Consider the following 21,834-nt stretch of genomic DNA (forward strand, 5'->3'; position numbering starts at 1 on the left):
CTGAACCCTGTCTGAATGTTATAAGCGCATGAGCGCATTTTGTTGTTGCGGACGCGCGACGTAGTGCCCGGGTCCGACGAGCTGTAATGAAACAGGTGCAGGCGCTTCACCACGCCGATAAATATTGCTGGGCAGATCGTCCGACAGCAGTACCCGCTGCGGACGACGATAGCCGGGATCCGCAACCGGAACCGCAGACATTAACTTGCGGGTGTACGGATGCTGAGGATTTTCAAACAGCGCGGCGCGGGGACCAATCTCAACAATCTGCCCCATGTGCATCACCGCTACCCGATGGCTGATACGCTCGACCACCGCCATATCATGCGAGATAAACAGCCAGGCAATGCCCAGATCACGCTGTAAATCGAGCAGCAAATTGATTATCTGTCCACGAATCGACACATCCAGCGCAGAGACCGACTCGTCGGCAATGATCACTTTTGGGTTCAGCGCCAGTGCGCGTGCAATACAGATTCGCTGGCGCTGCCCGCCTGAAAACTCGTGCGGATAGCGCCACGCGTGTTCAGGACGCAGGCCAACGCGCTCCAGCAGCCACGACACGCGTTCAGCCGCAGCCTTCCCCTCTAAAAGCCGGTGCACGCGCAGCGGTTCCATAATGGAGTAGCCAACGGTTTGCCGCGGATCCAGCGAAGCGTAAGGATCCTGGAAAATAAACTGAATATCGCGGCGCAAGGGCTGTAACTGGCTGTCTGACAGCGTATCAATTCGCTGCCCGTTAAAGGTAATCTCACCGGATTGCGACGCCACCAGCCGCAGCAACGCGCGTCCGGTGGTGGATTTACCGCAGCCCGACTCGCCAACCAGCGATAACGTCTCACCGGGCCAGAGATCAAAACTGACATTTTCTACCGCGTGAACTTCGCGCGTCACACGGTTCAGAATGCCGCTGCGCAATGGGAAACGGGTGACCAGGTTACGCACCTTTAAAATGGGTTCCCCCTCAACCACCGTATTTTGTTCGGTCGGACGTTCACATTTTTCCGACTCGTTCAGTGAGTTCCGCGAAAAACGGCGCGGATACGCCAGACCTTTCATCGACCCCAGTTGCGGTACGGCAGCCAACAACGATTGCGTATAAGGATGTTGTGGCGCGCGGAAGATCTGTTCAACGCTGCCCGTTTCAACGCCTTCGCCCTGATACATCACCAGTACGCGGTCGGCGACATCCGCCACCACGCCCATATCGTGAGTGATGAAAATCACCCCCATCGACATCTCTTGTTGCAGGACTTTGATCAGTTGCAGGATCTGCGCCTGAACCGTGACATCCAGCGCGGTCGTTGGCTCATCGGCAATCAGCACCGCCGGACGGCAGGAGAGCGCCATCGCAATCATTACGCGCTGGCGCATCCCGCCGGAAAGCTGGTGGGGATAACGCGAAAGAATCGCTTTTGCCTCCGGGATCCGCACCTGATCGAGCATCCGTCTGGCTTCTTTCATGGCCTCTTCGCGTCCCGCCCCCTGATGCAGGCGAATGGACTCGGCAATTTGCTCTCCTACGGTAAAGACCGGATTCAGTGAGGTCATGGGCTCCTGGAAAATCATGGCGATATCCGCGCCACGTATCCGCTGAAGCTGTGCGGTGCGCTGTTCGCCCAGTTCAATCACTTCGCGGTTACGCCGACGCAGCAGCATCTGATCGCACTGAACCTCACCGCCCGACGGTTCAAGCAATCGCATCAGCGACAGCGCGGTCACCGATTTTCCTGAGCCGGATTCGCCAACAATCGCCAGCGTTTCTCCACGCCGGAGACGAAACGACAGATTCCGCACCGCCTCAGTACGCTGCCCATCCTGCTGAAAAGCGATATTCAGATTGCTGACAGCCAGCACATCGCTGACGTCAAGCTCGTCACTGTGTGGCAACGCTGCCCCCTTCTTCCCGGTAGATCCCGGTCGTGGGTGTATCTCCGGCATAACCCCAGGCGCGATACATCCCTTCACTGTTAAATGGCAAAGCGACATTGCCCTCATGATCGACGGCAATCAGTCCACCGCTGCCGCCTAACGCCGGCAATTTTTCCATCACTACCCGTTCGCACGCTTCCGACAGGCTCAGACCGCCGTAGTCCATCAAGGCGGCAATATCATAGGCCGCCAGCGTCCGGATAAAGACTTCACCGGTACCGGTACAGGAGACCGCCACGCTGGCATTATTGGCATAGCAGCCTGCCCCCACCAGCGGGCTGTCACCGACGCGGCCGGGAAGTTTATTGGTCATTCCACCCGTTGACGTCGCTGCCGCCAGATTGCCATCCACATCCAGCGCCACCGCGCCAACGGTTCCCATCTTCTTACCTTCATCCAGCGGTGCGCCGCTGTGATCCAGCACCGTTTCACCGTTCTCACGCGCTGCCAGTAACTGCTCAAAACGTTCAGGTGTGGAAAAAAGGTCTGGCGAGACAAGTTCCATCCCCTGTGCGGCGGCGAATTTTTCAGCGCCGGCACCGATCATCATCACATGCGGACTGCGTTCCATGACCAGCCGTGCGGCGAGTACCGGATTACGCAGATGACTAACACCCGCCACCGCCCCGGCCATCAGGGTGTTGCCATCCATCACGCAGGCATCCAGTTCATGGGTTTCGTCGCGGGTATAGACGGCGCCAATCCCGGCATTAAACAGCGGACACTCCTCAAGCAACCGCACGGCTTCCGTCACGACATCCAGCGCACTTTCACCCGCTTCCAGCATCTTTTGTCCGGCTTCAACAATATCTGAAAGCGCCTGGATATAGCGTAACTCCAGCTCCTGGCTCATCTGCGCCCGGGTTATCGCCCCGGCGCCACCGTGAATTGCAATAACTGCTTTGCCCATGTGTGTTATCCATCTTCTACAAATATCAGAATTATGTAGAGTTATTGATTCGATTTTTGAATATAGAAAGATGTGATTAGCATGTAAAGCATTCGCCTTGTTCCTGAGTCCGAGGTGGCATACAGTCCCCTGCCATTTTCTGACATAATAGACGGATTCGATTTTGCCCCGCAGGAGTGTTTTCATGGAATTTACCGCCGGACTGATGCCGCTGGAAACGGCCCTCACCGAAATGTTATCGCGTGTTACCCCACTTACCGCCGTAGAGACGCTGCCACTGGTTCAGTGTTTTGGCCGTATTCTGGCAAGCGACGTGGTCTCGCCGTTGGATGTTCCGGGGTTCGATAACTCGGCGATGGACGGTTACGCGGTGCGTATGGACGATCTCGCCGCCGGGCAACCGCTGCCGGTCGCCGGTAAAGCATTCGCCGGACAGCCCTTTCAGGGAGAATGGGCTGCGGGAACCTGCCTGCGCATTATGACCGGCGCGCCGGTTCCGGCGGGCTGTGACGCGGTCGTGATGCAGGAGCAAACGGAACAGACTGACTCAGGCGTTCGCTTCACCGCTGACGTGCGCGCCGGGCAAAATATCCGCCGCCGCGGTGAAGATATCAGCGAAAATGCAGTGGTATTCCCCGCAGGCACGCGTCTGACCACGGCTGAATTACCGGTGCTGGCGTCTCTCGGCATTGCCGATGTGCAGGTAGTGCGCAAAGTTCGCGTTGCGCTGTTCTCGACCGGGGATGAACTACAATTGCCCGGTCAACCGCTTGGTGACGGTCAGATTTATGATACCAACCGCCTGGCCGTGCATCTGATGCTACAACAGTTGGGGTGTGACGTTATCAATTTAGGCATTATTCGTGACGATCCGAACGCCCTGCGCACGGCGTTTGTTGAAGCCGACAGCCAGGCGGACGTGGTGATAAGCTCCGGCGGCGTGTCGGTAGGTGAAGCAGATTACACCAAAACCATTCTCGAAGAGTTGGGCGAAATCGCGTTCTGGAAGCTGGCCATCAAGCCGGGTAAACCATTCGCGTTCGGGAAGCTGAGCAACAGTTGGTTCTGCGGGCTGCCGGGTAACCCGGTTTCCGCGGCCCTGACGTTCTACCAGTTGGTTCAGCCGCTGCTGGCGAAACTGAGTGGTAACAGTGCCTGTGGTTTACCGCCACGCCAGCGAGTACGCGCCGCATCGCGCCTGAAAAAAACGCCAGGCCGTCTCGACTTCCAGCGCGGCGTATTGCAACGCACCGCTAACGGCGAGCTCGAAGTGAGCAGCACGGGGCATCAGGGCTCACATATCTTTAGCTCATTCAGCCTCGGGAACTGCTTTATCGTGCTGGAGTGCGATCGCGGTAATGTTGAGGTGGGCGAATGGGTGGAAGTCGAACCCTTTAACGCGCTGTTCGGAGGACTCTGATGGCGGAACTCAGCGATCAGGAGATGCTGCGCTACAATCGGCAAATTATTCTGCGCGGCTTTGACTTTGACGGCCAGGAGGCGCTGAAAGCGGCGAAGGTGTTAATTGTCGGCCTGGGCGGACTGGGCTGTGCGGCCTCGCAGTATCTCGCCAGCGCCGGTGTTGGTTACCTGACGCTGCTGGATTTCGATACCGTGTCGCTGTCTAACCTGCAGCGCCAGACGCTGCACAGCGATGCGACTATCGGTCAGGCGAAAGTGGATTCAGCCTGTGAAGCGCTACGCCGTATTAATCCGCATATCGCCATTAAACCGGTTAATGCGCTGCTGGAGGAGCCGGCTATCCGGTCGCTCATCGCCGAACACCATCTGGTGCTGGACTGCACGGACAACGTCGCCATTCGTAATCAGCTCAACGCCGGTTGTTATGCGGCAAAAGTGCCGCTGATTTCCGGTGCGGCCATTCGTATGGAGGGCCAGATTACTGTTTTCACTTATCAGGACGGTGAGCCCTGCTATCGCTGTCTGAGTCGGCTGTTTGGCGAAAACGCCTTAACCTGCGTGGAGGCGGGAGTAATGGCGCCGCTGATCGGCGTGATTGGGTCGCTACAGGCGATGGAGGCAATTAAACTGCTGGCGCAGTATGGTCAGCCAGCCGCGGGAAAAATCGTGATGTACGATGCGATGACCTGCCAGTTCCGCGAAATGAAACTCATGCGGCATTCTGGCTGCGAGGTGTGCGGGAAAGTATCATCCTGATGAGATTCCAGGCCTGATAAGCGTAGCGCCATCAGGCAATGACGGCGCGAATTGCCGGATGACGGCTTTGCCTTATCCGGCCTACAGCTGGAGCCGATCAGAGAGAGGTTCGCCCAAAGGCACTCTGCCAGTCGTGCTCAAACTTTGCCACCGCCGCGTCCACCGCCGGAGAGCTAATCAACTGCTGTGCGACGTCGAGCGGTAAGGTGATGGATTCGCAACCCGCCAGCAGACAATCCAGCGCCTGACGCGGAGTTTTAAAGCTTGCCGCCAGCACTTTCGCATGCGGTGCATGCATCTTCAGTAAATTCTGCAAATCGGTGACGGTCTGAATGCCATCGCCACCCTGGGCATCTACGCGGTTCACGTAAGGCGCAACATACTCCGCTCCCGCCAGCGCCGACAATAAGCCCTGTGCGGCGCCATAAACCGCCGTTCCCAGCGTCGGGATACCTTCTGCCTTCAGCATCTTGATTGCCGCCAGGCCTTCCGCGGTGACCGGCACTTTCACCACGATGTCGGCAATAATGCCGCGCAGTTTATGTGCATCGTTCACCATTCCTTCCGCGGTGGTCGCCATCACCTGTGCGAATAAACGCCCCTGCCCGCCCATCGCGTCATGGAGTTCAGGCAGTAAAACGTCCAGTGGTTTTTTACCTGCCGCCACAATGCTCGGGTTAGTGGTCACGCCCGCCAGCGGAAAAATCCGCGCCAGCCTCTTCACGGCCTCGACATCGGAGGTATCGAGATAGAGTTCCATAGTCATTCCTCAATGAATAGTTTGCATGAATGAAAGATATCACGGCTAAACCGCTCTGTTAGTTGACGCACATCAACATAACTTTCATTCGAAAGTTATTTAATCTTTATACGAAACAAATGAGGCCGTTTATGATTTTCAATATTCAGCGCTACTCCACACATGATGGCCCGGGCATTCGCACCGTCGTCTTCCTGAAAGGCTGCTCCCTGGGCTGTCGCTGGTGTCAGAATCCGGAAAGCCGGGCGCGCACACAGGATCTGATGTTTGATGCGCGCTTATGCCTGGAAGGCTGTGAGCTTTGCGCACAGGCTGCGCCTGACGTCATCGAACGCGCACTGAACGGTCTCCTCATTCATCGCGAAAAACTGACGGACGATCACGTTGCCCGCCTGACCGACTGTTGCCCGACCCAGGCGTTAACCGTCTGCGGTGAAGCCAGAAGCGTGGAGGACATTATGACCACAGTTCTGCGCGATAAACCTTTCTATGACCGCAGCGGCGGTGGTATGACGCTTTCCGGCGGCGAACCGTTTATGCAACCGGAACTGGCCGCTGCGTTATTCAAAGCCAGCCATGAGGCCGGCGTTCACACGGCGGTAGAAACCTGTCTGCACGTACCATGGAAATACATTGAACCGTCTCTGCCTTATATTGATCTGTTCCTGGCGGATTTAAAACATGTCGCCGATGCGCCGTTTAAGCAATGGACAGATGGCAGTGCGTCACGCGTGCTCGATAACCTGAAAAAACTCGCGTCGGCAGGGAAGCAGATCATCATCCGCGTCCCGCTGATTCAGGGCTTTAACGCCAGTGAAGAGGATATTCAGGCCATTACCGATTTTGCCGCCGATGAACTGCGTGTCCATGAGATTCACTTTCTGCCCTACCACACGCTGGGCATCAATAAATACCATTTACTTAACCAACCCTACAACGCGCCGGATAAACCGCTGGATGCCCCGGAACTGCTTGCCTTCGCGCAGCAGTACGCCTGCTCGAAAGGTTTGACCGCGACTTTACGAGGATAATTCCATGACCCAACTGAAACTGGATACGCTCAGCGACCGCATTAAAGCGCATAAAACCGCGCTGGTACATATTGTCAAACCACCGGTTTGTACCGAACGTGCGCAGCATTACACCGAAATGTACCAGCAGCATCTGGACAAACCCATTCCGGTACGCCGCGCCCTGGCGCTGGCACACCATCTGGCGAAGCGAACTATCTGGATCAAGCACGATGAACTGATCATCGGCAACCAGGCGAGCGAAGTCCGCGCCGCGCCTATTTTCCCGGAATATACCGTTTCGTGGATTGAAAAAGAGATCGATGACCTGGCAGACCGACCGGGTGCGGGTTTTGCCGTTAGCGAAGACAATAAACGCGTCCTGCACGCAGTGTGTCCGTGGTGGCGCGGTCAGACCGTGCAGGATCGCTGCTACGGCATGTTTACCGATGAGCAAAAAGGATTGCTGGAAACCGGGATTATTAAAGCCGAAGGTAATATGACCTCCGGTGACGCACACCTGGCGGTGAATTTCCCGCTGCTGCTGGAAAAAGGCATTGACGGCCTGCGGGAAAAAGTGGCAGAGCGTCGTTCACGCATCAACCTGACCGTTCTTGACGACCTGCATGGCGAACAGTTTCTGAAAGCGATTGATATCGTGCTGGTGGCTGTCAGCGAGCACATTCTGCGTTTCGCTGAACTGGCTCGTAAGATGGCAGAGACAGAAACCCGTGAACATCGCCGCGACGAACTGCTGGCAATGGTGGAAAACTGCGAAGTTATCGCGCATCAGCCGCCGCAAACCTTCTGGCAGGCGCTGCAATTGTGCTATTTCATCCAGTTGATTTTACAAATTGAGTCCAACGGTCACTCGGTCTCGTTCGGTCGTATGGACCAGTATCTTTATCCGTTCTACCGCCGTGATGTCGAACTGAACCAGACGCTGGATCGTGAACACGCCATTGAACTGCTGCATAGCTGCTGGCTGAAGCTGCTGGAAGTGAACAAAATCCGCTCCGGCTCGCACTCCAAGGCGTCAGCGGGTAGCCCGCTATATCAGAACGTCACCATTGGCGGGCAAAACCTGGTCAACGGTCAGGCGATGGATGCGGTCAATCCTCTCTCTTATGCGATTCTTGAGTCCTGCGGTCGTCTGCGTTCCACCCAGCCTAATCTGAGCGTGCGTTATCATGCGGGAATGAGTAACGATTTCCTCGACGCCTGTGTGCAGGTCATTCGCTGCGGCTTTGGCATGCCAGCCTTCAATAACGATGAAATTGTGATTCCTGAATTCATTAAGCTCGGCATTGAACCACAGGACGCCTACGATTATGCAGCGATCGGCTGCATCGAAACCGCTGTGGGCGGTAAGTGGGGCTACCGCTGTACCGGTATGAGTTTTATCAACTTTGCCCGCGTGATGCTGGCTGCACTGGAAGGCGGTCGTGACGCCACCAGCGGGAAAGTGTTCCTGCCGCAGGAAAAAGCGCTCTCCGCAGGGAATTTCAGCAACTTTGATGAAGTCATGGCGGCATGGGATAACCAGATTCGCTACTACACCCGTAAATCGATTGAAATTGAGTATGTGGTCGACACCATGCTGGAAGAGAACGTGCATGACATTCTCTGCTCGGCGCTGGTCGATGACTGTATTGAACGGGCAAAAAGCATCAAGCAAGGCGGCGCGAAGTATGACTGGGTTTCGGGTCTGCAGGTGGGCATCGCCAACCTCGGCAATAGCCTCGCAGCCGTGAAAAAGCTGGTCTTTGAACAGGGCGTTATCGGTCAACAACAACTGGCCGCCGCGCTGGCAGACGATTTTGACGGTCTGACGCACGAACAGTTACGTCAGCGCTTAATCAACGGCGCGCCAAAGTATGGCAACGACGATGACAGCGTCGACACCCTGCTGGCGCGTGCATACCAGACCTACATTGATGAACTGAAACAGTACCATAACCCACGCTACGGACGCGGTCCGGTGGGCGGCAATTACTACGCGGGAACCTCGTCTATCTCGGCTAACGTACCGTTCGGCGCCGCAACAATGGCCACCCCTGACGGCCGTAAAGCGCATACGCCGCTGGCGGAAGGGGCAAGCCCGGCTTCCGGCACCGATCATCTTGGCCCTACGGCCGTCATTGGCTCAGTCGGCAAACTGCCTACCGGTTCGATTCTGGGCGGCGTACTGTTGAACCAAAAGCTCAACCCGGCAACGCTGGAGAATGAGTCTGATAAACAGAAGCTGATGATCCTGCTGCGCACCTTCTTCGAGGTGCATAAAGGCTGGCACATCCAGTACAACATCGTGTCGCGCGAAACGTTGCTGGAGGCGAAAAAACATCCGGATCAGTATCGTGATCTGGTGGTCCGTGTAGCCGGTTACTCCGCTTTCTTCACCGCGCTGTCACCGGACGCCCAGGACGATATTATCGCCCGTACTGAACATATGTTGTAATGTGCCCCCGTAGGGCGGCTAAGACGCTTATGCGTCTTATCCGGCCTACACATCCCCCTCCACCGCTTTCATTCGAAATAAATTTGTGCTTCAGGTCACATTGTTATTAGAATGTTACTGTTTGCAGTAACCTTCAGGAGCGCAGTGTATGACCGTTAAAGTTATCGTCACCGACATGGACGGAACTTTTCTCGACGACGCCAAAAAGTACGATAAAGCACGTTTTCTGGCGCAGTATCAGGAGCTGAAAAAGCGCGACATTGAGTTTGTGGTCGCCAGCGGCAATCAGTATTTCCAGCTCATCTCTTTCTTCCCCGAACTCAAAGACGAGATCTCTTTTGTGGCCGAAAACGGCGCGCTGGTGTTTGAGCATGGCAAGCAGCTCTTTCACGGCGAACTGACTCGCCATGAATCACAGGTGGTGATGGGCGAGCTACTGAAAGACAAACAGCTCAACTTTGTGGCGTGCGGCCTGCACAGCGCCTATGTGAGTGAAAACGCGCCGGAAGCGTTTGTCGCGCTGATGGCAAAACACTATCACCGCCTTCAGCCGGTTAAGGACTATCACGACATCGACGATGTGCTGTTTAAGTTCTCGCTGAATCTGCCGGACCAGCAAATCCCGTTGGTTATCGATCATTTACATATCGCGCTGGACGGTATTGTGAAACCGGTAACCAGCGGCTTTGGCTTTATTGATCTGATCATACCGGGTCTGCACAAAGCCAACGGCATCTGCCGTCTGCTGAAACGCTGGAACCTGTCGCCAAAGAACGTGGTGGCGATTGGCGACAGCGACAACGATGCGGAAATGCTGAAAATGGCGCACTACGCTTTCGCGATGGCCAATGCCGCCGACAGTATCAAAGCGATTTCTCGTTACCAGACGGATGACAACAATCACCAGGGCGCGCTGAACGTGATTCAGGCCGTTCTGGATAACACTGCCCCCTTCAACGTCTGATGTTAAAAACCGGGATGTCCTGTCCCGGTTCTGTTTTCTTTCTCATCCTGCGCTACAGCTCAAGTTTCTAAACTTGCATTAACTTTTTTATAACCTATATTGTCATATGTAATTAAAATAAGTTTCGAGTGAAAGTTACATGAGGTGGTTATGGCTCTTACCTTTACAAGCGACACATTACCTGCCGATCATAAAGCGGCGATCCGGCAGATGAAGCAAGCGCTGCGGGCGCAACTCGGCGATGTCCGGCAAATCGTTAATCAGCTTAGTGACGCCATCGCCACCCGCGTGGCGGAAATCAATGCGCTCAATGCCCAGGGCGCCCCCGTATGGCCTGAGCTGGCGTATGACGATATCAAAACCGGCCTAATCACCGAACAGCAGCGCGAACTGATTAAACGTCGCGGTTGTGCGGTCATCAAAGGTCACTTCCCTCGTGAACAGGCGCTGGCGTGGGATCAATCGATGCTCGATTACCTCGATCGCAACCATTTTGACGAGGTGTACAAAGGGCCGGGCGATAACTTTTTTGGCACGCTTACCGCCTCCCGCCCGGAAATCTATCCCATCTACTGGTCGCAGGCGCAAATGCAGGCGCGTCAGAGCGAAGAGATGGCAAACGTGCAATCATTTCTCAATCGTCTGTGGACGTTTGAAAGTGAAGGTAAACAGTGGTTCAACCCGGATGTGAGCGTGATCTATCCGGATCGTATCCGCCGCCGTCCGCCGGGTACAACGTCGAAGGGACTGGGGGCGCACACTGACTCCGGCGCGCTGGAGCGCTGGTTGCTCCCGGCCTATCAGCGCGTCTTCGCCCACGTGTTTGACGGCAATCTGGCGAAATACGATCCGTGGCAGGCAGCGCATCGTACAGAGGTGGAAGAGTATACGGTGGATAACACCACTAAATGCTCCGTCTTTCGCACGTTCCAGGGCTGGACCGCGCTGTCCGACATGCTGCCCGGTCAGGGCTTACTGCATGTCGTCCCTCTTCCGGAAGCGATGGCGTATGTGCTGTTACGTCCCCTGCTTGATGACGTTCCTGACGATGAATTATGCGGGGTGGCGCCGGGCCGCGTGCTGCCGGTTTCCGAAAAATGGCATCCGCTGTTAATCGAAGCGTTAACAAGCATTCCGGCGCTTGAAGCGGGCGATTCTGTCTGGTGGCATTGCGATGTGATTCACTCCGTCGCGCCGGTTGAAAACCAGCAGGGCTGGGGAAATGTGATGTACATTCCTGCGGCCCCGCTGTGCGAGAAGAATCTGGCCTATGCGCAGAAGGTGAAAGCCGCGCTGGAAACCGGCGCATCACCCGGGGATTTCCCGCGTGAAAACTATGAAATGCACTGGGAAGGACGCTTCACGCTGGACGATTTAAACATCCACGGCAAACGCGCCCTGGGAATGATTTAACGGTCATACAGCCCTTCCCGTTCGACGGCGGTGCGTCTGGTGCCTGGACGTATCCGCCGTACGGATTCACGTACCGCCAGTTGTCCGTGTAAAAGTAACGATCCACAAGGGGCTTCCGGGCGAATCAACCGTTGTTGCAACATCTGCACTGCTTCCGTTCCCAGTTCATCACGCGGCACATGCACTGCAGTTAAGGGCACATCCTGAATGGCGGCCAGATTAAACCCGTCAATGCTCATCACCGAGACATCCTGCGGCACCCGCAACCCACGCCGTTGTAGCGCGCTGATGGTTCCTGCTGCCATAAAGTCGCCGCCGACCAGAAACGCGGTGGGTAAGGGCTTTTCACCCTGCTCCTCCAGCCAGGCGCTGACCCTTTCGTCTGTCTCTTTGGCGCTAAAACTCGGGACGGTGATCAGATCCCGACCGTCCTGAAAACGCAGATTATGGTTTTTCCATGCCTCGCGAATGCCCGCCAGTCGCAGTTCCATCGTGTAGCGCCGCAGGCACATCACATTCACCACCGCCCGGTGCCCCATATCAAACAGATAGCGCGCGGCAAACTGGCCTATCAGACGATGATCCGGAGCGATGGAAGGCAAGCGCATGCGCTCGTCAAGACAATTAATCAACACACAAGGTTTGGCAAAATCTGCCGCCAGATCGTGAATATGAGGATCGTCAATCCCCAGCAGGATTGCGGCCTGGGTTTCCGCTTCATTCATCCGCGCCAGAAACAGGTTGGCATCGCTGTCATTTTCTTCCAGCGCGCAGTAGCGCAGCCGCACTTCATGGGGGGAAAGCGCCTTGTTCAGACTCTGGATCACCCGGTAGTAGAAGATGTCGGAACGTTCATCAAACGCCCGCTGCGGCGCAAAAACAATCAGACTGTTCAGCAGCATACGCCCGGCCGCCATCCCGTCCATTACGCCCAGTTCACGGGCACAGGCCAGTACCTTCTGCCGGGCCTTTTCACTGGTATTGGCTTTTCCGGCCAATACCCGCGAAACAGTACTGGCTGACAGGCCGCTGCGGGAGGCAATTTCCGCGATTTTAAGCTTTTTATCCATTTTGTGATCTACCTCCTTTTTGAAAATGAAAGAATTTTCATAAGTCTTAACCCCCAATATTACTGGCGTTATACAGGTAAAAATACACCAAAACGAACAATCATGAAAAAACTTGCATAAATTGCGCTATTGCCAGCTCTTTTTCTGCCCTACTCTAAATTGGCCTGACAACTTCCATACTAGTTATCAGACATGAAGATTGAAAAACAAATAGTTATCAAACAAATAAAAAACCTGTATGACAACTCACGGATTGAGTGAGTGCTCCCCCTACAAACCGTCTTGTGGAGAATTCTATGAGCCAAGGCATAAACAATGAGATGGCGGTCAGCAAAACGCGCCGGGTCGTGAAAAATTTGCGCTGGTGGATACTGGTGCTTTTCTTACTGGGCGTGACCGTTAACTACATTACGCGCAACTCTCTGGGGATCCTTGCGCCAGAACTGAAAACCGAACTCGGCATTACCACTGAGCAATATTCCTGGATCGTCGGTGCGTTCCAGCTTGCTTACACCCTTTTCCAGCCAATCTGCGGCTGGCTGATCGACGTGATCGGCCTGAAGCTTGGCTTCCTGATCTGCGCCACGCTGTGGGCCGTGGCCTGCATCGCTCATGCGGGTGCCGGGAGTTGGCTACACATGGCGTTGTTACGTTTTGGCATGGGCGCGTCTGAAGCCGCCGCCACGCCAGCTAATGCCAAAACGATCGGCGAATGGTTCCCGAAATCGGAACGCCCGGTTGCCGCGGGCTGGGCTGGCGTGGGCTTTTCCATCGGCGCCATGCTCGCGCCGCCTATTATTTACTTTGCTCATGCCTCTTTCGGCTGGCAGGGTGCGTTCATGTTCACCGGCTTCCTTGCGCTGCTGTGGGTGGTGTTGTGGTGGATGTTCTACCATAACCCGGATAAGCATCCAAACCTGAGCAAAGAAGAACTGGCATTTATCCAGCAGGACAACGAAGCTCCCGCGGTGAAGTTGCCCTTCCTGAAAGCGCTCGGCACCGTAGCGAAAAATAAACGTTTCTACGGGATCGCGATCCCCGCCTTTATGGCTGAACCGGCCTGGGCTGTCATGAGCTTCTGGGTGCCGCTGTACCTGTCCAAAACCTATGGAATGGATCTCAAGCAGATCGCCCTGTTCGCCTGGCTGCCGTTTCTGGCCGCAGACCTCGGCAGCGTCGCCAGCGGCTATCTGACCAAACTCTACGTTCGTCTCTTTGGCTGCACCCGGGTGAACTCAATTGTCGCCTCCTCTGTCAGCGGCGCTTTCCTGATGCTTTCCCTGGCGGTAATGGCCTTTACCAATAACCCCTATGTTGCAATTGCGATGATCTCCATCGGCGGCTTCGGTCACCAGATCATCTCCTGCATGTTGAGCGCCCTGGTGGTGGAGTCTTTCGATAAAGGCCAGATGGCGACGGTTAACGGTATGCGCGGTTCAGCGGCATGGATCGCAAGCTTCCTGTTTTCACTGATTATCGGGGTGACCGCCGACAAGATCGGCTTCAACCCGCTGTTTATCGCCATGGGCTTCTTTGACCTGATTGGCGCTGTCTTCCTGGTGGCATTTATTGCTGAACGTCGCGCCAAGCGCGCCTGATAGTGGATGTAGTAACGATGAAAACCTTGAAAAACTGGACCCTGGATAAACAATCGGCCACTCACCTTGAACTGGTGGTGGATAAGCAACACCGTCTCTGCCTGTACGTACTGGAAGAGAACCTGTTTCGCGTGTTAATCAAGCGTAAAGGCGAACTGGCGCTGGACCGGACCTGGAGCATCGCCCCTGAAAAAGATGTGCCGTGGGAAGGCCGCCGCCGCGACGATCTCAGCGGTTTTAGCTGCCCGACCTGGACGCTTACGCAACAGGATGCGGGTGTGACGGTATCAACCCACCAGTTGCGCGTCACGGTTCATCAACCGCTGTGGCTGGAATGGGAGTATCGAAACGATGCTGGCGAGTGGCAGCCGCTGGTAAATGACCGCGCCACCAGCGCCTATCTGATCAACGCCCACGGCGACGGTGTGGCGCACTATCTGAGCCGCCGTAAAGACGAACGCTTCTATGGTCTGGGCGAGAAAGCAGGCGATTTGCAGCGTAACGGGAAACGCTACGAGATGCGTAATCTCGACGCGATGGGTTACAACGCAGTCAGCACCGATCCGTTGTACAAACATATCCCCTTTACACTCACCCGCCGCGATGATGTGAGCTACGGCCTGTTCTATGACAACCTGAGCAGTTGCTGGCTGGATTTGGGTAACGAGATTGACAACTACCACACCGCTTACCGCCGCTGGCAGGCAGAAGCGGGCGATATCGATTACTACCTGTTTACCGGCAAACGGGCGCTGGATGTCACTAAAGCCTTTGTCCGTCTGACCGGGAAAACGCTGTTCGGTCCGAAATGGAGTCTCGGCTACAGTGGTTCCACTATGCACTATACCGATGCCCCGGATGCGCAAAACCAGCTCATGAACTTTATTCGTCTGTGTGAAGCCCATGCGATTCCGTGTGATTCGTTCCAGCTTTCGTCTGGCTATACCTCAATTAACGGTAAGCGCTATGTCTTCAACTGGAACTACGACAAAGTGCCACAGCCAAAAGTGATGAGCCAGGCGTTCCACGACGCCAGACTGAAGCTTGCTGCGAACATCAAACCGTGCTTGTTGCAGGATCACCCCCGCTATAACGAAGTGGCAGAAAAAGGGCTGTTCATTCGCGATTCTGAAACCGATGCGCCAGAACGTTCCAGTTTCTGGGATGATGAAGGGTCACACCTCGACTTTACCCACCCTCAGACTATCCAGTGGTGGCAGGACGGTGTCACCACACAACTGCTGGAGATGGGAATAGATTCCACCTGGAACGATAACAACGAGTTTGAAGTCTGGGACGGTGAAGCGCGCTGTTTCGGTTTTGGTCAGGACATTGCCATCAAACATATTCGTCCGGTGATGCCACTGCTGATGATGCGCGCCTCAATGGAAGCGCAGCAGCGTTTCGCACCGGAAAAACGCCCTTACCTTATCTCCCGCTCCGGTTGTGCGGGGATGCAGCGCTACGTTCAGACATGGAGTGGCGATAACCGCACCAACTGGGACACGCTGCGTTATAACACCCGCATGGGGCTTGGGATGAGTCTTTCCGGGTTATTCAACGTCGGTCATGATGTTGGCGGATTCTCTGGCGATAAGCCTGACGCCGAGCTGTTTGTCCGTTGGGTACAAAATGGCGTGATGCATCCGCGTTTCACCATTCACTCCTGGAATGACGACCATACGGTGAACGAGCCGTGGATGTATCCGGGTGTGACGCCCGCCATTCGCAGCGCGATTGAGTTGCGCTATCGTCTGCTGCCCTATTTGTACACCCTGCTATGGCAGGCCCATGCTGATGATGAGCCGATGCTGCGCCCGACTTTCCTCGATCATGAGCATGATGCGCAGACCTTTGAGGAGTGTGATGACTTCCTGCTGGGTCGCGATATTCTGGTGGCAAGCGTGGTGGAAGCGGGCCAGCGCGAGCGCCGCGTCTGGCTGCCGGATAACGAAACCGGCTGGTATGATTTTTACACGCACGAATGGTTCTCCGGCGGGCAGTGGATCACGCTTGACGCGCCGCTGGAAAAACTGCCGCTGCTGGTACGCGCTGGCGCGGGGCTGCCGTTCAGTGAACGTATTGCCCATGTGAGCGCCGAAAAAGACGACATTCGTGAACTGAAATTATTCCCGGTGAAAGGCGTGGGCACCTCTTCCGGCTTGCTGTTTGAAGACGACGGCGAGTCCTGGGGATACCAGCATGGTAACGCGCTGTGGCTGGAGTGGGAGATGCAGTGTGATGGCGCGGTCATTGACCTGAAAGTGAATGCGCGTGGTGATTATCATCCGGCGTGGAAATCGTTGAAACTGTCGTTACCGGCAGGGGAAAAACGTACGCTGCGGGTAAACGGGGTTGAAGGGAGTGAGTGGGTGCTCTGAACATTGCCGGGTGGCGGCTTCGCCTTACCGGCCTACAAAGTCACCCGTAGGCCCGGTAAGCGAAGCGCCACCGGGCTTTTTTTAGCCGTCGATACCTTTGCTACGCAGATAATCTTCGTAGTTACCGGTGAAGTCCACCACACGTTCTGGCGTAATTTCAATCACACGGGTCGCCAGCGAGCTGACAAACTCACGGTCGTGAGAAACGAATATCAGGGTGCCCTGATACATTTCCAGCGCCATGTTCAGCGACTCGATGGATTCCATATCAAGGTGGTTAGTCGGTTCGTCCATCACCAGAATATTGGGCTTTTGCATCATCAGCTTACCGAACAGCATGCGCCCCTTTTCGCCCCCCGACAGTACCTTCGCCGGTTTTTTGATGTCGTCCTGGCTGAACAGCAGACGCCCAAGGATGCTGCGCACAGCCTGCTCGTCATCACCTTCCTGCTTCCACTGGCTCATCCAGTCGAAAACCGTCAGGTCGTTGTCGAATTCGTATTCATGATCCTGCGCGTAGTAACCCACCTGCGCGTTTTCGGACCATTTCACCGTTCCGTGGTCAGGTTGCAGTTCGCCAACCAGCGTTTTCAGCATGGTAGATTTACCCACGCCGTTCGCGCCGAGGATGGCAAGCTTCTCGCCCACTTCCAGCAGCAGATTGACGTTTTTAAACAGCGGGCCTTCATCAAAACCTTTGGTCAGGGCTTCCACTTCCAGCGCATTACGGAACAGTTTCTTATCCTGTTCGAAGCGGATGAACGGGTTCTGACGGCTGGAGGCTTTCACCTCTTCAAGTTTGATTTTATCAATCTGACGGGCGCGGGACGTCGCCTGGCGAGATTTAGAGGCGTTGGCGCTAAAGCGGCTGACAAAGGACTGCAGGTCGGCAATCTGCGCTTTCTTCTTGGCGTTGTCCGCCAGCAGACGTTCGCGCGCCTGCGTGGCCGCAGTCATATATTCGTCATAGTTACCCGGATAGACGCGCAGCTCACCGTAGTCGAGATCCGCCATGTGCGTACAGACCATGTTCAGGAAGTGACGATCGTGCGAAATGATGATCATGGTGCTGTCACGCTCATTCAGCGTTTGCTCCAGCCAGCGAATCGTGTCGATATCCAGGTTGTTGGTCGGTTCGTCGAGTAACAAAATATCCGGGTCGGAAAACAGCGCCTGCGCCAGCAGTACACGCAGTTTCCAGCCGGGAGCAACTTCGCTCATCGGGCCATAGTGTTGTTCCACCGGAATACCGACGCCCAGCAGCAACTCACCGGCACGCGCTTCTGCGGAATAGCCGTCCATCTCACCGTATTTGACTTCCAGATCGGCCACTTTATAGCCGTCCTCTTCGCTCATCTCCGGCAAAGCGTAAATGCGATCGCGCTCCTGCTTCACTTCCCACAGTTCAAGGTGCCCCATGATCACGGTGTCCAGCACAGTGAACTCTTCAAAGGCGAACTGATCCTGGCGCAGCTTACCGATACGCTCGTTAGGATCGAGAGAGACGTTACCCAGCGTCGGCTCAAGATCGCCGCCGAGGATTTTCATAAAGGTGGATTTACCGCTACCGTTAGCGCCAATCAGGCCGTAACGATTGCCGCCGCCAAATTTGACGGAAATGTTTTCGAACAGCGGCTTACTGCCGAACTGCATGGTGACGTTGCTGGAAACTAACACGGACCTATCCTAAAGAAGATGTGACAAACCGCTTATTATGCCACAAGTCTTAAACAAGATCGCGCCTCGTGGCAAACGACGCCACGGGGGTGACGGGAAAAAAACGTGATTTCGTACACATCTGAATTCCCTGTTTACCGGAATGCACATATAATGCGCTCCCAACACTACAGAATTCTCAACCCAACAGCCTGCCAGGCAATGAATCTCGCATAACATGAACATGAAATTAACAACGTTTTTCGCGGCAGCACTCGCGGTCGTCGGCTTTTGCAGTACCGCTTCTGCTGTCACCTATCCTCTGCCAACGGATGGTAGCCGTGTCATCGGTCAGAACCAGGTCATTACCATCCCGGAAGGCAACACCCAGCCGCTGGAGTATTTTGCCGCGGAATACCAGATGGGGCTTTCCAACATGCTGGAAGCCAACCCGGGGGTGGATACCTTCCTGCCGAAAGGCGGCACCGTGCTGAACATTCCTCAGCAGCTGATACTGCCGGACACCGTACACGAAGGCATCGTGATTAACAGCGCGGAAATGCGTCTGTACTACTACCCGAAAGGCACTAACACGGTGATCGTTCTGCCAATCGGTATCGGTCAGTTAGGTAAAGACACGCCAATCAACTGGACCACCAAAGTTGAACGTAAGAAAGCGGGCCCGACCTGGACCCCAACTGCGAAAATGCACGCTGAATATCGTGCGGCAGGTGAACCGCTGCCCGCCGTTGTTCCGGCTGGCCCGGATAACCCGATGGGTCTGTATGCGCTGTATATCGGACGCCTGTACGCGATTCACGGCACCAACGCCAACTTCGGTATTGGCCTGCGTGTCAGCCACGGCTGTGTACGTCTGCGTAACGAAGACATCAAATTCCTGTTCCAGAATGTCCCTGTTGGCACCCGCGTCCAGTTCATTGATGAGCCGGTAAAAGCGACCACAGAACCAGACGGCAGCCGCTACATCGAGGTTCATAACCCACTTTCGACGACGGAAGCCCAGTTTGAAGGCGGCGAAATTGTGCCGATTACGCTGACGAAGAGCATTCAGAACATCACCAGCCAGCCTGATGTTGACCAGAATGTGGTTGAACAAGCGATTCAGAACCGCTCCGGTATGCCTGTTCGTCTGAACTGATCGTCTCCGGAACCGAAAAGCTGGTCAGTTAGGCTCCGCAGGTTGTTACGTCCGCCTTATGACCTGTCGTTTCTGTTACTTCGCATTCTGTGAACGGGATAAGGGGGCCACCACGGCCCCCTTATCGATCCCCATGGCCCTTGTAAAGGGCGTGGCGGTGAACGCCCTTTACACGTTCACCGCAGCGAAACTGACAGGAAGCAGAGGAATGGCAGTGAACGAAACCATTCCACTACTTTTTCAGAGGGCGGATTTTAAAGCAACATAATGAATACATATTCGTTATGTTGCTTAACTGACCAGCATTTGAATATTTTCCGCTTTTTTATTGCTTCACCTGTTTCAGCGCAGTAGCAGCAACAGCGCATATCCTGACACCGCCGCCCACACCAGCATGGGGATGGAATAGAGATGGAAGCGCCACCAGATACGCCGGTCATTCGCCATCCGCAGGGCAATCAGATTCGCCAGCGACCCTGGCAACAAACCAAAACCACCCACGTTCACCGCCCAGGCCAGCAGCACGCCAGGCGGCACATAGTTCAGCAGTAAGATGGTGCTGGGGACGTTACTGATCGCTTGCGACAGGCCAATTGCGGTCAGCCACAGTCCGGGTTCAGACAGCGTGCCAACGTGGTTTAATACCCCCTGCAGCACAGGCAGTTGGGTCAGCAAATGAACATCAATAAACATCGCCATAAACACCAGCAGCAGCGTCCAGTCGACACTCAACACCACCCGGCGCGCCAGCAACAGAAAACCGAGCGCCACAATCACCAGCCCGGCTAACTCCTGCTTAAGTTCCAGCGCGGTCAGAAAGATGATATACAGTCCCAGGCAGGCCCACACCAGCCGCGGTTGCCAGTCCGGCTGGCTCGTGCCGGTATGGTATTGCAGCGGTTTATTGGGAAAGCAGAACCAGCAGAGAATCAGCAGCGTCAGCATCATCACAATAGCCAGCGGTGCCATCTGACCAATAAAGGCGATAAAGGAGAGACCAGAGCGACCCCACATCAGGATGTTTTGTGGGTTGCCGATAGGCGTAAGTAACGACCCCGCATTCACCGCCAGGGCTTCAAAGATTATCAGCCTGTTAACCGGAATGGCACACAGTTTCTTAAGTGTAATAGTCAGCGGGACGACGATAAACAACGCCACATCGTTCGTCAGGAACGTTGATAATAGCGCCGCCGCCAGCACCATAAACATCGACAGACGGCGCTCCGTGGCCAGGCGACGGATCATTTTGCGACCGAGAACATCAAAATAACCGCTGAGTTCAACGCCTTTGGTGAGCATCATCAGACCGCTGAGAGTGATGATAGTGTGCCAGTCAATTGCGCCGGGCCAGGTTCGCGGCGTGAACGGTACCCACACACTTAATCCAAGACCCACCACCATCAACAACTGAAAAAAACGGTCGCGTTTCAGCGCCCGTAAAAAAGGGAGGTTCATTCAATAGGGGTTCCGTGCTGTTGCGTAAAGTGGCGAAAAGCCTCCAGCGTCTCCTGGCTGACGTGATGTTCCATCCCTTCCGCATCCCGGCGGGCAATCTCCGGACTCACCCCCAGAACCAACAGGAAATTTTCCACAATCTGGTGACGTTCGCGGCTTTCCTGTGCCAGTTTCTCCCCTTCCGGGGTCAAGAAAACGCCACGCCAGGGGATCATTTCGATCAACCCGACAGAGGCCAGACGCTTCAACATCTTGGCGACCGTCGGCTGAGAAACGCCGAGTCTGGCCGCCATATCCACCTGGCGCGCCTCACCAACCTCAATGATCAGATCGGAAATTAACTCAACATAGTCGTCGATCAGTTCACGTCGATGGGCCTCTCTGACCTGGCGAAACCCTTCAACGTGTTCCTCAACGTTCACTAACTGCGTCACTTTTTTTGTTGTTGGCATACCTGCGCGACGACTCATTCTGCTTCCTCATTCCTGTGACGCATTAACCGCATCTAATTGGAGAACGCCCATTGTAAACCAGAGTTGCCCAGGCACAAAAAATTAACGTTTTAGCAATAGCTATATAATATAGCCTGTGCTATATCTGTATGTAATGCAGTCATCCCTCACGGAACGAGGGACCAGAATGTCAGGAGGTCTGTATGAATGAATTCAAGAGGTGTATGCGCGTGTTTAGCCACTCTCCCTTTAAAGTCCGGCTCATGCTGCTCTCAATGCTGTGCGATATGATTAACAGCAAACCCGGGCAGGATAAGCCCTCAGAGAAATAACGCGGCGTCGCGGCACGCCGCTTCATCTGGTTGTCATTTTTGCCTGCTACTCTGCTGTTTATGTCAAAATAGCCCTTCTTTTTGTCGGATTTGCTAAGCCCTTCGC

General features: G+C 55.0%; 17 protein-coding genes. 10 read left to right on the forward strand and 7 right to left on the reverse strand.

From position 1 onward, the window contains the following. Window positions 1-18: 18 nt before the first annotated feature. Window positions 19-1,890, reverse strand: coding sequence for a glutathione ABC transporter ATP-binding protein GsiA (gsiA, locus tag WB371_RS03810; RefSeq protein WP_336218792.1), 1,872 nt, complete (start codon window positions 1,888-1,890; stop codon window positions 19-21). Further along, window positions 1,877-2,842 (reverse strand): beta-aspartyl-peptidase, encoded by a 966-nt coding sequence (gene iaaA, locus WB371_RS03815; protein WP_336218793.1) that lies wholly within the window; start codon window positions 2,840-2,842, stop codon window positions 1,877-1,879. The genes gsiA and iaaA overlap by 14 nt, the downstream gene beginning before the upstream one ends. A gap of 184 nt (window positions 2,843-3,026) precedes the next feature. Here iaaA and moeA point away from each other — a divergent pair, with 184 nt between their 5' ends. Further along, on the forward strand, window positions 3,027-4,262 hold the full coding sequence (moeA, locus tag WB371_RS03820; RefSeq protein ID WP_336218794.1) for a molybdopterin molybdotransferase MoeA: 1,236 nt from the start codon (window positions 3,027-3,029) through the stop codon (window positions 4,260-4,262). Further along, a complete protein-coding gene (gene moeB, locus WB371_RS03825; RefSeq protein WP_336218795.1) occupies window positions 4,262-5,020 on the forward strand; it encodes a molybdopterin-synthase adenylyltransferase MoeB in 759 nt (252 codons plus the stop codon). The genes moeA and moeB overlap by 1 nt, the downstream gene beginning before the upstream one ends. A gap of 97 nt (window positions 5,021-5,117) precedes the next feature. Here the strand turns inward: moeB and fsa are convergent, their stop codons facing one another. Further along, the gene (fsa, locus tag WB371_RS03830) at window positions 5,118-5,780 is read right to left on the reverse strand and encodes a fructose-6-phosphate aldolase (RefSeq protein WP_336218796.1); all 663 of its coding nucleotides are present in this window, start codon (window positions 5,778-5,780) and stop codon (window positions 5,118-5,120) included. 131 nt (window positions 5,781-5,911) lie between these two features. On the opposite strand from fsa, the gene WB371_RS03835 reads away from it, so the two are divergent. From WB371_RS03835 to WB371_RS03850, 4 genes are all read left to right on the forward strand, one after another. Next, the gene (locus WB371_RS03835; protein ID WP_336218797.1) at window positions 5,912-6,811 is read left to right on the forward strand and encodes a glycyl-radical enzyme activating protein; all 900 of its coding nucleotides are present in this window, start codon (window positions 5,912-5,914) and stop codon (window positions 6,809-6,811) included. Between the two features lie 4 nt (window positions 6,812-6,815). Next, window positions 6,816-9,248: a glycyl radical protein gene (locus WB371_RS03840; protein WP_336218798.1), complete on the forward strand. Its 2,433-nt coding sequence runs from the start codon at window positions 6,816-6,818 to the stop codon at window positions 9,246-9,248. Between the two features lie 148 nt (window positions 9,249-9,396). Then, window positions 9,397-10,212, forward strand: coding sequence for a Cof-type HAD-IIB family hydrolase (locus WB371_RS03845; protein WP_336218799.1), 816 nt, complete (start codon window positions 9,397-9,399; stop codon window positions 10,210-10,212). A 150-nt stretch (window positions 10,213-10,362) separates the two neighbouring features. Continuing rightward, on the forward strand, window positions 10,363-11,625 hold the full coding sequence (locus WB371_RS03850) for a DUF1479 domain-containing protein (RefSeq protein WP_336218800.1): 1,263 nt from the start codon (window positions 10,363-10,365) through the stop codon (window positions 11,623-11,625). On the opposite strand, the gene WB371_RS03855 is transcribed toward WB371_RS03850, so the two are convergent. Then, entirely contained in the window at window positions 11,622-12,695 is a 1,074-nt protein-coding gene (locus WB371_RS03855; RefSeq protein WP_336218801.1) for a LacI family DNA-binding transcriptional regulator, read from the reverse strand. The two genes, WB371_RS03850 and WB371_RS03855, sit on opposite strands and share 4 nt — an antisense overlap. A 296-nt stretch (window positions 12,696-12,991) precedes the next feature. Here WB371_RS03855 and WB371_RS03860 point away from each other — a divergent pair, with 296 nt between their 5' ends. Next, entirely contained in the window at window positions 12,992-14,293 is a 1,302-nt protein-coding gene (locus tag WB371_RS03860) for an MFS transporter (RefSeq protein ID WP_336218802.1), read from the forward strand. A 17-nt stretch (window positions 14,294-14,310) separates the two neighbouring features. Beyond that, a complete protein-coding gene (locus WB371_RS03865; protein ID WP_336218803.1) occupies window positions 14,311-16,674 on the forward strand; it encodes a glycoside hydrolase family 31 protein in 2,364 nt (787 codons plus the stop codon). 81 nt (window positions 16,675-16,755) lie between these two features. Here WB371_RS03865 and WB371_RS03870 read toward each other — a convergent pair whose 3' ends face one another. Next, a complete protein-coding gene (locus WB371_RS03870; RefSeq protein WP_336218804.1) occupies window positions 16,756-18,351 on the reverse strand; it encodes an ABC-F family ATPase in 1,596 nt (531 codons plus the stop codon). A 217-nt stretch (window positions 18,352-18,568) separates the two neighbouring features. On the opposite strand from WB371_RS03870, the gene ldtB reads away from it, so the two are divergent. Then, on the forward strand, window positions 18,569-19,489 hold the full coding sequence (gene ldtB, locus WB371_RS03875; RefSeq protein WP_336218805.1) for a L,D-transpeptidase: 921 nt from the start codon (window positions 18,569-18,571) through the stop codon (window positions 19,487-19,489). 342 nt (window positions 19,490-19,831) lie between these two features. On the opposite strand, the gene WB371_RS03880 is transcribed toward ldtB, so the two are convergent. Together WB371_RS03880 and mntR are read right to left on the reverse strand one after the other, a co-directional pair. Next, window positions 19,832-20,944: an anion transporter gene (locus WB371_RS03880; RefSeq protein ID WP_336218806.1), complete on the reverse strand. Its 1,113-nt coding sequence runs from the start codon at window positions 20,942-20,944 to the stop codon at window positions 19,832-19,834. Beyond that, on the reverse strand, window positions 20,941-21,414 hold the full coding sequence (gene mntR, locus WB371_RS03885; protein ID WP_336218807.1) for a manganese-binding transcriptional regulator MntR: 474 nt from the start codon (window positions 21,412-21,414) through the stop codon (window positions 20,941-20,943). The genes WB371_RS03880 and mntR overlap by 4 nt, the downstream gene beginning before the upstream one ends. Before the next feature lie 185 nt (window positions 21,415-21,599). Here mntR and mntS point away from each other — a divergent pair, with 185 nt between their 5' ends. Continuing rightward, a complete protein-coding gene (gene mntS, locus WB371_RS03890) occupies window positions 21,600-21,728 on the forward strand; it encodes a manganase accumulation protein MntS (RefSeq protein WP_336218808.1) in 129 nt (42 codons plus the stop codon). Window positions 21,729-21,834: the final 106 nt, after the last annotated feature.

The organism is Citrobacter amalonaticus (genome assembly GCF_037053465.1).
Lineage (GTDB): Bacteria > Pseudomonadota > Gammaproteobacteria > Enterobacterales > Enterobacteriaceae > Citrobacter_A > Citrobacter_A amalonaticus_H.